Annotated in this window: 12 protein-coding genes; 5 read left to right on the top strand and 7 right to left on the bottom strand. The window is 71.2% G+C overall.

All coding sequences use genetic code 11. The features are described 5' to 3' along the window. Positions 1 to 128: 128 nt before the first annotated feature. From AB0M30_RS41790 to AB0M30_RS41780, 3 genes are all read right to left on the bottom strand, one after another. Complete coding sequence (locus AB0M30_RS41790) at positions 129 to 278, bottom strand: hypothetical protein (protein ID WP_364596438.1); 150 nt, start codon at positions 276 to 278, stop codon at positions 129 to 131. 19 nt (positions 279 to 297) lie between these two features. Further along, on the bottom strand, positions 298 to 2112 hold the full coding sequence (locus AB0M30_RS41785) for an FAD-dependent oxidoreductase (RefSeq protein ID WP_364596435.1): 1815 nt from the start codon (positions 2110 to 2112) through the stop codon (positions 298 to 300). Positions 2113 to 2263: 151 nt separating this feature from the next. Continuing rightward, positions 2264 to 3055, bottom strand: coding sequence for a hypothetical protein (locus tag AB0M30_RS41780; protein ID WP_364596432.1), 792 nt, complete (start codon positions 3053 to 3055; stop codon positions 2264 to 2266). A gap of 225 nt (positions 3056 to 3280) precedes the next feature. Here AB0M30_RS41780 and AB0M30_RS41775 point away from each other — a divergent pair, with 225 nt between their 5' ends. Then, a complete protein-coding gene (locus AB0M30_RS41775; protein WP_364596429.1) occupies positions 3281 to 5236 on the top strand; it encodes an NPCBM/NEW2 domain-containing protein in 1956 nt (651 codons plus the stop codon). A gap of 209 nt (positions 5237 to 5445) precedes the next feature. On the opposite strand, the gene AB0M30_RS41770 is transcribed toward AB0M30_RS41775, so the two are convergent. From AB0M30_RS41770 to AB0M30_RS41755, 4 genes are all read right to left on the bottom strand, one after another. Next, complete coding sequence (locus AB0M30_RS41770; protein ID WP_364596426.1) at positions 5446 to 5571, bottom strand: hypothetical protein; 126 nt, start codon at positions 5569 to 5571, stop codon at positions 5446 to 5448. Between the two features lie 61 nt (positions 5572 to 5632). After that, positions 5633 to 6463 (bottom strand): undecaprenyl-diphosphate phosphatase, encoded by an 831-nt coding sequence (locus AB0M30_RS41765; RefSeq protein WP_364596547.1) that lies wholly within the window; start codon positions 6461 to 6463, stop codon positions 5633 to 5635. Between the two features lie 146 nt (positions 6464 to 6609). Then, positions 6610 to 7338: a hypothetical protein gene (locus AB0M30_RS41760; RefSeq protein WP_364596423.1), complete on the bottom strand. Its 729-nt coding sequence runs from the start codon at positions 7336 to 7338 to the stop codon at positions 6610 to 6612. Next, on the bottom strand, positions 7335 to 7646 hold the full coding sequence (locus tag AB0M30_RS41755; RefSeq protein ID WP_364596420.1) for a helix-turn-helix transcriptional regulator: 312 nt from the start codon (positions 7644 to 7646) through the stop codon (positions 7335 to 7337). The genes AB0M30_RS41760 and AB0M30_RS41755 overlap by 4 nt, the downstream gene beginning before the upstream one ends. Before the next feature lie 78 nt (positions 7647 to 7724). Here AB0M30_RS41755 and AB0M30_RS41750 point away from each other — a divergent pair, with 78 nt between their 5' ends. The 4 genes from AB0M30_RS41750 (at position 7725) to AB0M30_RS41735 (ending at position 12527) form a co-directional block, all read left to right on the top strand. After that, positions 7725 to 8954, top strand: a complete 1230-nt coding sequence (locus AB0M30_RS41750) for an alpha/beta hydrolase (protein ID WP_364596417.1) — start codon at positions 7725 to 7727, stop codon at positions 8952 to 8954. 73 nt (positions 8955 to 9027) lie between these two features. Continuing rightward, positions 9028 to 9720 carry a response regulator transcription factor gene (locus tag AB0M30_RS41745; protein ID WP_364596415.1) on the top strand — a complete coding sequence of 231 codons (693 nt, stop codon included), beginning with the start codon at positions 9028 to 9030 and terminating at the stop codon, positions 9718 to 9720. After that, positions 9717 to 11096, top strand: a complete 1380-nt coding sequence (locus AB0M30_RS41740; RefSeq protein ID WP_364596412.1) for an ATP-binding protein — start codon at positions 9717 to 9719, stop codon at positions 11094 to 11096. The genes AB0M30_RS41745 and AB0M30_RS41740 overlap by 4 nt, the downstream gene beginning before the upstream one ends. A 48-nt stretch (positions 11097 to 11144) precedes the next feature. Next, positions 11145 to 12527, top strand: a complete 1383-nt coding sequence (locus tag AB0M30_RS41735) for a ferredoxin reductase family protein (protein WP_364596410.1) — start codon at positions 11145 to 11147, stop codon at positions 12525 to 12527. Positions 12528 to 12541 lie beyond the last annotated feature (14 nt).

Raw genomic sequence — 12541 nt, 5'->3', positions numbered from 1 at the left:
CGTGTGGGGCCGTCTCGGAGACCCCGCGGTGAACAGGTAGAACCTGTTCCAGATGAAGTGCGGCGATCGGCCGCCGCAGGGCTCGTGAGCGGCCGGCCACGGCGAAAGGCACCCGTGCCACGGCCGCGTCACCGGCAGTGGCGATCAGGATCGATGACCCGTGCGGCACAGAACCTGATCGCCGACATGTCGCAGATCAGCGCCGGCGGGTGTCGGCGCAGTCCATCGGCGAGCTGCGCGGTGACGGCAAGATCGAGTTCGCCTGCCGCGGTGACCACGCTCGCCTCGCCTGCCCTACTAGGTGTTCCGTGACGTGTCCTGCTTCCGAGTCGTGGAATTCGAGCTGATCAGGCCCGCGTAGCGGTGTGCGAGTCCGCCGGGAAGCAGGTACTCGGCCAACAGGTTGCCGGCGCGGCGAGACGGTAGACCCATGTCGTGCATGAGTTCGTCCGCGCAGTGGATGTCGTAGGGGCCGAAGTCGTAGCCGCCGGAGCCCGGAAGCACCCGCTCCTGCCAGGTCAGGCGAGCGTCGACGCCCTGCTGCATCTCCTGCTCACTCGGGGCCGTGCGCAGTGTCGACCGGAAGTAACGGGCCAGCCAGTGCGCGGTGAGTTCCACGCCCATGATGTTGTTGAAGACCTGCCGGAATCCGACGAATCCCAGCCGGTCGGCGCCGGGTGGCACGATGCCCCGGTAGAGGCGTATCCGCCCGGCGGGATCGTGCACCTGCACGTCCGGATCCAAGAACGGGAAGATTTTGTGGTGGCCGGTGGCGAACACGATGACATCCGCCGCCACTTCCTCGCCGGTCGCCAGGCGAAGCCCCTTGTCGGTATACGCCTCGACAGCGCTGACCTTGGCGGCGATCAGGCCGCGACGGACGGCCCGTGCGTAGCCGCGTGGCATCACTCCGGCGTGTGCCAGGTGGAAGGGAAGCGGGTGAGCGGGCCACAGCTCCTTCGGCAGCCGGTGCAGCCCCGTGGAAATCAGCATGTCGCGGGTGATGAGCCACCACAGGGCTCGCTTGACCCGGTCGTTGACGCGGTCGATGGGGCGGACGCAGGCCGGGTCGTGGTAACGAGGCAGCAGCGCCTCACCGAACCGGGTGAACAGGATCCACTTGTAGCCGACCAGACCGAGCAGGAGCCGTTCGGGGACCATCCAGTTCACCTTGCGCTGCACGATCGTGGCCGAGGCTGCCTCGCGCCCGGCGCGGGTGACCAGGTCCAGTGCGGACTTGCCTCCGCCCACGACGACCACCCGCCGGCCGGCGAACGTCCCGGCCCGCACCTCGTTGGAGTGCAGCACGGTTCCGCCGAACAACTCACGTCCGGGCAGGTCGGGCAGCCGGACGTGATGATGGGCCCCGCTGGCGACCACGACGTAGTCGAACGTTTCGCGACGAACCTGCGCCGCCTCCTCCCCGGCGGCCCGGGAGTCGACCGACCAGCCGGAGGCGCCCACCCGCCCGGGCCCGTCCACCGGCCGGATGGAGATCACCTCGGTGCCCGGTCGGAGGCGATCCATCACACCGAAGGTCCCGGCGTAGTCCTCCAAATAGCGCTGGGTATCCACGGCGCCGGCGAAGTGCAGGCGGTTGGGCAGATCCGCGAACTCGAAGATGCGGAGTGCGGACTGGTTGGCCAGCCCGTCGTAGCAGCCACCCGGCGACCAGATCCCGCCGACCCGCTGGTGTTTGTCAAAGACCGTGACGTCGAAACCGTGCTCCAACAACACCTTGGCGGTGACGATTCCCCCAGGTCCCGCCCCGACAACACACACTCGCACAGGCTGCCACTCCCCCGGGATGGTCGGCGCATCCAGCCCGTCCATCATCCCGGCAGCTGCCACCCATGCCAACCCGCCGTGCAATGAGGATATGCCGTCGGCCGACGACCCAGGTCCGGCCGTCGAGCGGCGAGTTGTGGCTATCTCCTGCGGGTCACCAGGTACAGGCACTTCATCGCAGGCGGATTCACCGACTAACGCAACATCGGTCTCGAGCCTGTCCCCAGAGCTGGCCACGCCCGCGTTGTTGCTGCCCGGCGGGATCGAGCCGGTGACCCGGCCGCGCATCGGTGCCGCCGACGTCGATGCGATCGAGGCGATCACCGACGGGGCCTACGACATCGAGGAGCACGACGCCGCCCACAGACCTACGCCGTCGACATCGCCCGCCGTGCCAACGGCCACCCACGCGCCGAAATCAGCCGCCGTGCGCGACTGGCTCCGCACCCACCACCTGATCCCGACCCGTCCCGGTCTACGCCGGGTTCTCCGCGACGGCGAGGTAGTCCGTGTAGATCTGCGGCGAGCCCGAGAACGAAGCCAGCTGCTTCCACTCCTCGTACATCTGCTTGGTGTCGCGGTGGGCCGCCGCGAACTTCGCGGCCTCGCCGGTGGCGATGTCGGGCTCGGGGTAAAAGACGTCCAGCGCCTCCAGGCTCGCGATCTCCATCATCATCACGTACTGGTCGAGGCGGTTGCCCCGCTCGCCCTTGAGCACGTGGAACCGCCAGTCCGGGTAGTCCTCGATCCGGTGGTGGTTCTCGGCGATGAAGCGGTCGAACACCTCCTCGGTCACACCGGCGCGCAACGCCAGGTTGTGGATCCCGACGACCCGGGCGACGGGCTCCTCCCCCGGGCGGTCGCGGTAGCGCGGGCCGGGCGTGACCGTGCTCCGCGGATTGTCGGCCAGCAGCCGGTAGTCGGTGAACAACGTCGGCAGCTCACCGAACGTCCCCAGCCGCCGCCATCGCGCCAGCACCGCCTCCGCCTCCGGGTGCTGCGCCCAAAACAGCCGGGCCAGCTCGGTCTGCTCACCCCGGGCCGTGACGTAGCGGTCGCGCTGCTCGGCGCTGTCGATCTCGTACAACATCAGGTACTGCCCGGTCCGCTCCCCGCGCAACCCGCGCAGCAGAGTCCACCGCCACCCCGGGTACAAGGGCAGGTGAACGCCCTCACCACGCACGAACGTCTCGAACTCCTCCGGCGTGACACCAGCCTCCGTGTCGATGGCGATGTACTGGAAAGTGAACACCGACGAGCGTCCCATTGCGTCCAATCCTCGGGCCGGGAAAGGGAACGCGCGTCCGACAAGCACGACCCCCTGCTCCACATCCTGCCAGCTCCGGAGCCGGCGGGACTTATGCAGCGTGGGGCCACGCAATGGATTACCTACTAACGGACGTAGACGCCTGTCGCTCCGTCGTGTTGATTGTTGAGTGAGTCTGCGCAAAGTTGCGCGCTCCTGGAGGTACTCGTGCGTCGTCTTGTTGGAATGGCCGTCGCGATAGCCGCCTGCACCTCGGTGGTCACGGTCGCCGAAGCCGTCCCCGCCACAGCCGCGGAGCCGGGTTACTTCGCTGCCCAGCGCGTCGGCGAACGGCCGCCGATGGGCTGGAACAGCTGGAACAGGTTCGGCTGCGCCATCAACGAGGACCTCGTCCGCGGTGCCGCCGACGCACTGGTGTCGTCCGGCATGAAGGACGCGGGCTACCAGTACATCAACATCGACGACTGCTGGGCGGAACAGAATCGCACGGCCGAGGGCAAGCTCGAACCCAGCCACGAACGCTTCCCACACGGCATCAAGACCCTCGCCGACTACGTACACGGCCTCGGCCTGAAGCTCGGCATCTACACCAGCGCCGGCACACAGACGTGCCAGAAGACCATGCCCGGCGCGCTCGACCACGAGGAGGCGGACGCGCAGTCCTTCGCCGATTGGGGCGTCGACTACCTCAAGTACGACAATTGCAACAACCAGGGCCGGCCTGCGGTCGAGCGCTACACGAAGATGGGCGACGCGATCAAGAAGACCGGCCGCCCGATGATCTACGCCCTCTGCGAATGGGGCGAGAACAAGCCGTGGACCTGGGGGCGCGACGCCGGTGCGCAGCTGTGGCGCACCACCGGCGACATCAGCGACAACTGGGGCAGCATGACCGGCATCCTCGACCAGCAGGTCGGCCTGGAAAAGTTCGCGGGCCCCGGCGGCTGGAACGACCCGGACATGCTCGAAGTCGGCAACGGCGGCATGACCGACACCGAGTACCGGTCGCACTTCGCGCTGTGGGCGCTCCTGAACGCGCCGCTGCTGGCCGGGAACGACCTGCCCGCGATGTCGCCCGCCACCAAGGCGATCCTCGAAAACAACGACGTCATCGCGCTGGACCAGGACTGGGCCGGCACGCAGGGCCACAAGCTCCGCGACGACGGCGACACCGAGGTCTGGGCGAAGCCGATGTCCGATGGATCGGCCGCGGTGGTGCTCTTCAACCGTGGGCCGGCGAGCACGACCATCAGCACCACGGCGGCGGAACTCGGTCTCGAGGGCGGCACCTTCCGCGTCCGCGACCTCTGGACCGGCACGGAAACCGAAACCGCGGGCACCCTCCGCGACGCCGTCGCGTCCCACGACTCGTCCGTCTTCCGGATCTGGCCGTCGACGCACCCGTCGGCCGCGCCGATGACGACGCTGGCCCTGCCGGCGCCGGACTACGTGCCCGCCGACCGCCCGCTGACCACCACCCTTCAGGTCACCAACGACGGCAGCACGCCGATCACCCAGCTCCGGGCCACCGTCGCGACGCCCGTCGGCTGGCAGCTCGACGGCCCCGGCACGTTCACGGTTCCGGCCGTACCCCCGGGAACGTCGTGGCAGCAGCAGATCACGTTCAAGCCGGTGGCGCCGGGTGGCGAGCGCGTCAGGCTGGCGGCCAAAGCCGACTACTCCACCACGTGGGGCAGGCGCGCCTTGGGCTCGGAAGGCACGTCACCACTCGTCTCCCGCCCGCCGTCAGGCACGACGGCGTTGTCGAAGGCCCCGTGGATGTCGTCCGACAACGGCTGGGGCCCGGCCGAACGCGGCACGAGCAACGGCGAGAGCCAGCCTGGTGACGGCCACCGGATCACCATCGCCGGGGTCGGCTACGACGACGGCATCGGTGCCCACGCCCCCTCGAGCGTGCGGGTCTACGTCGGCGCATCCTGCACGTCCGTCGGCGCCCTGGTCGGGATGGACGACGAGAACTCCGGTGGCAGCGTGGGGTTCCGCATCCTCGGTGACGGCAAGGAACTCGCCGCGACGGGCATCATGCACCCCGGAGACAAGGCACACGCGCTGTCCGCGCAGCTGGCCGGCGTCCAGGTGCTGGAACTGTCGGTGACCGACGCCGGCGACGGCAACACCAACGATCACGCCGACTGGGCGAACGCCACGATCACCTGCTGAGGCCGGCAGCCGCCAACCCGGTTTCCGATATCCGGCGCCATAAGGTGCTCAGAATGGAATCCGGCTGATCGAACGCCGAGCAATACGAAAACATCGCGTCGCCGGGGGTGGGCAGGCGGTCGGCGGAATGGGGCGCGGGCCGGTGCTGCCTGCGCACCGCGAAGAGCAGGGCGACCCCCGCGACCACGAGGACGTGGGAGCCCACCCGGTCAGGCGCCACCTGCCCGGTGCACGGCAGCCGCGAGTCCGCCGTGCCCCGCGTGGCCGACGTCCGCGCCCGGCAGTTCGGCCGGCCCGAGGCCGCTCTGCACGAGCGCGGCCAGCCCGAGCGCCACGCGCAGGCCCCCAACGCTGCGGCCGGGGCGCCGGCGCGCGCGGCCCGTGCACTCGTCCGGGTCAGGGGTTGAGGACGCCGGTGACCAGCAAGCCCAGCAAAGCGACACCGACCACGACCCGGTAGACCACGAAAGCCGTGAACGTGTGCCCGGCCACGAACTTCAGCAGCCACGCGATCGACGCGTAGGCGACGACGAACGAGACCACCGTTCCGACGAGCAACGGCAGCACGTCCACCCCACCACCGACCGCGTCCTTCAGCTCGTACACACCGGCGCCGGTCAGCGCCGGAATGGACAGGAAGAACGACAACCGCGTCGCCGCGACGCGGTCCAGCCCCCGCAGCAGCCCGGTCGAAATAGTGGCCCCGGACCGGGAGAAACCCGGGAACAGGAGTGCAAGGATCTGCGAGGAACCGACCAGCATCGCGTCCGGCAAGGTCGTTTCGGCCTCGCTGCGTTTTCCCGTGCCGAAGCGGTCGGCGGCCCACATGACGGCGCTGCCGGCGATCAGCGATCCGGCGACCACCCACAAGGAGGCCAGCGGTCCCTTGATCAGCGGCTGGAACAGCAGACCCGCGACGACGATCGGCACCGTGGCGAAGATGACCCACCACGCGAACTTGTAGTCGTGCTCCTGCCGCGCCTCCGGCCGCACCAGCCCGCGGCCCCACGCCGCGGCGAACCGGATGATGTCCCGGAAGAAATAGACCAGCACCGCCGCGATGGCACCCACCTGGATCACCGCGGTGAAGCCCACCACCGCGCGATCGTCCACCGGGATACCGAGAAATCCCTCGGCGATCTTCAGGTGCCCGGTCGAGGAGACCGGCAGGAACTCGGTCAGCCCCTCGACGACTCCCAGGATGACGGACTGGCCGATGTCGATCACACTCAACAGTCTTTTCCTTCGCTACCGGCGGAATCGGGGGCGCGCCGAACAGTAGCGACCGGCCGCACCGGCGAGGCGAACTGCCCCGCCGGTTGGCTGTCCGCTTGCCTTTCGTCACGGGCGCGGCGCCATCCCGGCCGGCACGCTCACATGTCCGCGGGGATCCGGCCCAGGTCCCGGCCCACACCGAGCATTACGGCCGCCGGAACGGCAAGGCCGCAGGCCAGCGCCGGCGACTCGACGCCGGCCTGCGCCGCCAGCAGCGCCAGTCCGCTTCCACCACACAGCAAGACGAGCCGCAACCTGCGCAGACCCGGCGCGGCGACGACAAACCCCAGCCGGTTGACGAGCACGCACAGCTGAAGGCCCACGAAACCGAGTGTCGCCCAGTAGTAAGCAACCAGCAAAACACGGACGGCGCCGGACGCCTGATCGGCGAATCCGCTGTGAGCAAGCACGAAGAGCGCACCGACGGCCAGGGCCGATCGCAGGAGGACAGGCCGGCTCGCACCGAACATCCGGCGCACGGCGTCCCGGCTCAACACCGGTTGCGGCAGCGAAAGCAGCGCACCGGCCGCGATCGGGGCGAGCCAGAGCGCACCGATCGGACCGCTCTCCGGCACCGGCCCGAACGCGCGCACGAGCAGCACCGACGTCGTGAACATCGCGGCCAGCGCGGTGAGCAGCACACGACTGGTCTGCCCCGGCGCCGTCTCCGGCCAGTCGCTGGGGTGCAGCCACAGCTTCACCGCACCCCAAGCCGTGTCGAACCACGTGCGCGGGCCGGCCGAACGCACCTCTCCGGCGATCTCGGCGCCCCAGCGCCGGCGGATCGCCGGCGGGTACAGCCCGGCCAGGACCGCGGGCACGTTCACGTCGGCGCGATCCCGAGCGACCGCAGCCCGGCCTCGGCGACCCGGCTCATCTGTTCCAGCTCCGCCCGCAGGGCGTCCCGGCCCGCGCCGGTGATCCGGACCGTGCGCTGGCGCCCCGGCTCGTCACCCCGGTCACCGGCCGGCTCGATCAGCTTCCGGGCTTCCAGCCGCGCGAGCGCACCGTACAGGCTGCCCGCGCCGAGCCGGGCGCCGGTCAACGACTCGATCGCGGCATTGATCGCATAGCCGTGCATCGGGCCTTCCGCGAGCGCGGTGAGGACCAGCATCTGCGCGTCCTTGCTGTGCATGCCCACCCTCCGTCGACGCTGCCACTGTACACGTCGCGTAGTACGCATTACGTAGTACGCGACGTGTACTATTCGGCCATGCCCGCAGCCTTCCCTCGCCGCCGGATCGCACGAATGCTGCTTACCGCGGCCCTCGTGGTCGTCGCGGGAACCGGCACCTACGTCGGCTACGCCGCGATCCGGGCTGAGCAGCCGGTCACCCTCCCCGCTCCGACCGGTCCGTACCCCGTCGGCCGCACGATCACCGAAGGGACCGACCACGCCCGCGCCGACCCGCTCGCCCCGCAGCCCGGCACGCCGCGCCGGTTGTCGATCTGGCTGTGGTACCCCGCCGCCCCCGCTCGCGGGGCGACGCCCGCGCCGTACACCCCCGGCGCGTGGGCGGGGCTGCACCTGGGCGGCGCGATGGCGTGGACCGAGACGAACTTCGACGAGGTTCGCGTCCACGCCGTAGCCGACGCTCCCCCGGCTGCCGGCCGGTTCCCCGTCGTCGTCCTCGAACCCGGCCTGGGCTTCGCCGCGCCGCAGTACACCACGATCGCGGAAAACCTCGCCTCGAACGGCTACGTCGTCGCCGGGGTGACCCCCACCTACAGCGCGAACCTGACCGTCCTCGGCGGCGCGACCATAGCGGCGAACGACGCGGGAAACCCGTCCGCGGTCGACACCGACGATTTCCACGCGGGAGCGGCTCAAGCCGCCGGCGACCGGCTTGTCGAAGTCTGGGCCGGCGACGCGCGTTTCGCCGCCACGCAGGTCGCGGCCCAGCCGAAGCTCGCCGGCCACGCCGACCTCGACCGAGTCGTCTACATCGGACACTCGTTCGGCGGCGCCGCCGCCCTGGAAGCGTGCCGGAGCGACCCCCACTGCGCAGGCGCCGCGGACCTCGACGGGACCCAATTCGGCCCGGTCGTCCACTCCGGACTCGGCAAGCCCATGCTGCTCATCGGCAACCAGGACTCCTGCGTCACCGGAACCTGCCGGCCGGCGACGCCGGGCGACCAGGCTGACCAGCGCACGGCCCTGTCCCTGCTGACGGCCGGCACCGGACCGGCCTGGTGCGACCGGATCACCGGAACCAGGCACTTCAACTTCACCGACTACGGCACCTACTACCTCGCTGCACCAGCCGAAGCGGTGCTCGCCCTCGGTCCGGCCGACGGCGCCGAGGCGCTCTCCCGAATCAACGCACACCTTCGGGCATTCGCCGACTACACCACCGGCAACGGTCCCGCGCCGGCGGCTCAAGCGTGCAACACCCTGGTTCCCGACAGCCACACCCCCGCGAGACCGGCACCGACCCGTTAGCACCCATTCCTGGTCGGCGGCGGCCCGCCGGTATCCCGAACCCGGCAGGACGCGAAGCCCGCGCGCGGGCATCATGGCGGCCATGCCGCACCGCGTCCTGCTCGCCGACGACGACCGCGCCATCCGCGAGTCCCTCGTCCGCGCCCTCGACCTCGAGGGCTACCACGTCACCGAGGTGCCGGACGGCGTCAGTGCCCTCGCCACCGCGCGCCGCGACCCCTTCGACGTGCTGATCCTCGACGTGATGATGCCCGGCGTCGACGGTCTCGGCGTGTGCCGCGTCCTGCGCGCCGAAGGCGACCCCACCCCGATCCTCATGCTCACCGCCCGCGTCGAAACCCCCGACCGGGTGGCCGGGCTGGACGCCGGCGCCGACGACTACCTGCCCAAGCCCTTCGAACTCGACGAACTCCTCGCGCGGCTGCGGGCCCTGCTGCGCCGCACGTCACCCGAGCCCGAAGCGCGGCGCACGCTGCGCCTGGGTGAGCTCGCGGTCGACCCGGCCGCCCGGCGGGTGTGGTGGCAGGGCACCGAGATCCCCCTGTCGAAAACCGAGTTCGACCTGCTGGAACTGCTCGTCCGCAACGCCGGGATCGTGCTCGACCGCACCACGATCTACCAGCGGATCTGGGGCTACGAATTCGGCGCGGACTCCAAGAACCTCGCCGTCTACATCGGCTACCTGCGCCGCAAGCTGGAGCAGGCCGGGGCCACCGAACTGATCCACACCGTGCGCGGCGTGGGCTACTCCGTGCGGCCGGCATGAACCTCCGCAGCAAGCTCGCGATCGCCTTCGCCGGCGTCGGCGCGGCGGCGGCGATCCTGGTCGGCGTCTTCAGCTACCAGGCCGCGTCCCAGCGGATCGACGCCGAGCTCGACCGGTCGTTGCTCACCACCTCGGCGGAAGTCGCGGCCGGGGCGACGCAGGTGCTCGCGCCGAGCCCGGTCACCCGCGGCCCGGATGACGACGACCACGACGAGGCCCAGCCCATGGTCGCGCAGGCGATCGCCCCGGACGGCACCACCCGGCCGCTCGGCGGGCGGCCGGTGCGCCTCCCCGTCGCCGGCGCCGACCGGGCACTCGCCGCCACCGGCGCCCTCGGCGACCACCGCTACACGGACTTCACCGCCGGGCCTGACGACTACCGGGTCATCACGGTGGCCCTCGGGCCCGGCCGCGGCGCCGTCCAGCTCGGCATCGACGTCGACGAGTCCTGGCACGTCCTCAAAGGTCTGGCCGCGCGCATCACCGGCGTCAGCGCGCTCGTGCTGGCCGTCGCGGCCCTGGCCGGCTGGCTGCTGGCCCGGCAGATCACCCGGCGGCTGGTCCGGCTCACCGACGTGACCGAGCAGGTCAGCGACGGCCGCCTCGACGACGTCGCCGTACCGAAAGGCGGCCGAGACGAGGTCGGCAGGCTCGCGACCTCGTTCGACCGGATGCTCGGCCGGCTCGCCGACGCCCGCGCCGACCAGGAACGCCTGGTCCAGGACGCCGCCCACGAACTGCGGACGCCCCTGACCAGCCTCCGCACCAACGCCAGCGTCCTGCGCCGGTTCGCCGAGCTCACGCCCGAATCCCGGGCCCGCCTGCTGGACGACGTCGACGGGGAGACCCGCGAGCTGACCCACCTGGTCGACGAGCTCGTCGAACTGGCCACCCGCCGCTACGAGGCCGAGGAACCGGCGCCGGTCGAGCTGGGCGAGCTCGTCGGCCGCGCCGCCGAACGCGTCCGGCGGCGGTCGGGGCGCGCCGTCGACGTCGAGGCCGACGCGTCCGCGCTGACCGGACAGGCGAAGGCGCTGGAGCGGGCGGCGACGAACCTGCTGGAAAACGCCGTGAAGTTCGCCCCCGACGGCCCGATCGAGGTCGTCGTGCGCGACGGCCGCGTGGCGGTGCTCGACCGCGGCCCCGGCATCGGCGACGACGACGCGGCCCGGGTGTTCGACCGCTTCCACCGCGCGGACGGCGCCCGCGGCCTGCCGGGCTCCGGCCTCGGGCTGGCCATCGTGCGGGAGATCGCGCTGGCCCACGGCGGCAGCGTGTTCGCCGAGCCGCGGCCGGGCGGGGGTGCCGTGGTCGGGTTCACCGTCGGAGCGGATCTTCTCTTACCGAACTCTCACCCCGGTCACGTCGACGGCTAACCGGGCCCGGGCAGGGTGGACCGGAGTAGTGATCACCCGAGGAGCCCGATGTCCACCACTCTCGCCGCCCGCCGCGTGGCGCGGCCCGCGGTGCGCGCGTGGTGGCGGGACGCCGCGGGCCTGACGGCCTGGCTGAGTGTCCTGTTCGTGGTCGCGCTCTGGGTGTCCGGCCGCGGCCTGCAGGACCTCGGCACGGACTTCTTCACCTCCACCGGGCGGCTGACCGGGCTGCTGTCGGCGGACCTCCTGCTGCTGCAGGTGCTGCTGATGGCGCGGATCCCGTGGGTGGAGCGCAGTTACGGCCAGGACGAGCTGGCCCGCCGGCACCGGCTCGTCGGGTTCACCTCGATCACCCTGCTGGCCGCCCACCTCGTGCTCATCACGCTCGGCTACGCGGCGACCGACCGTGCCGGCGTCCTCGGTGAGGCGTGGGACCTGGTCACGACGTACCCGGGCATGCTGCTGGCGACGGCCGGGACCGCCGCGCTCGCCATGGTCGCCGCGACGTCGGTGCGTGCGGCCCGCCGGCGGCTGCGCTACGAGTCCTGGCACCTGCTGCACCTCTACGCCTACCTCGGCGCCGGCCTGGCCCTGCCGCACCAGCTGTGGACCGGCGCCGACTTCACCGCCTCCCCGGTCGCCACCGCCTTCTGGTGGACCGCCTACGCGTCGGCGGCGGGCGCCGTACTCGTGTTCCGCGTCGGGCGGCCGGTGTGGCTCAACGTCCGGCACCGGCTGGTCGTCGAGGAGGTCGTGACAGAGGCACCCGGGGTGGTCTCGATCTCCCTGCGCGGCCGTGACCTCGACCGGCTCCCCACCGCCGCGGGCCAGTTCTGCGTCTGGCGGTTCCCGTCCGGACCCGGCTGGACGCGCGGCAAGCCGTTCTCCCTCTCCGCCGCTCCGGACGGGCGCCGGCTGCGGATCACCGCGAAGGACCTCGGCCCGGGCAGCCGTCGCCTCGCCACCCTGCGGCCGGGCACACGGGCGTACTTCGAAGGCCCCTACGGCCGGCTGACCGCGACTGTCCGAAAAGGATGGAAGATCGCGCTGTTCGCGTCCGGGATCGGGATCACGCCGTTGCGCGCGCTGCTGGAAGAACTCCCCTACCGGCCCGGGGAAGCCGTGCTGTTCCACCGCGCTACCCGCCCGGCGGACCTGCTGTTCCGGCACGAGCTCGAAGACCTCGCGGCCCGCCGCGGCATCCGGATCCACTACCTGCTCGGCCCACGCCCCCACCACCGGGCATCCTGGCTGCCCGCCGGGTACGCCCCGGTGCCCGACGAGCAAGTGCTGCGCCACCTGGTGCCCGACATCGCCGGCCACGATGTCTACGTCTGCGGCCCGGACGCCTGGACCGACGCCGTGCTCGACAGCGCCCGCCGCGCCGGCGTCCCCGCCGACCGCGTCCACTTCGAACGGTTCGCCTGGTAGGAAAGGAGACTCCC

Source organism: Amycolatopsis sp. NPDC051716, from assembly GCF_040681595.1.
Taxonomy (GTDB): Bacteria; Actinomycetota; Actinomycetes; order Mycobacteriales; family Pseudonocardiaceae; genus Amycolatopsis.
This window is presented reverse-complemented; position numbering and strand designations above follow the sequence as displayed.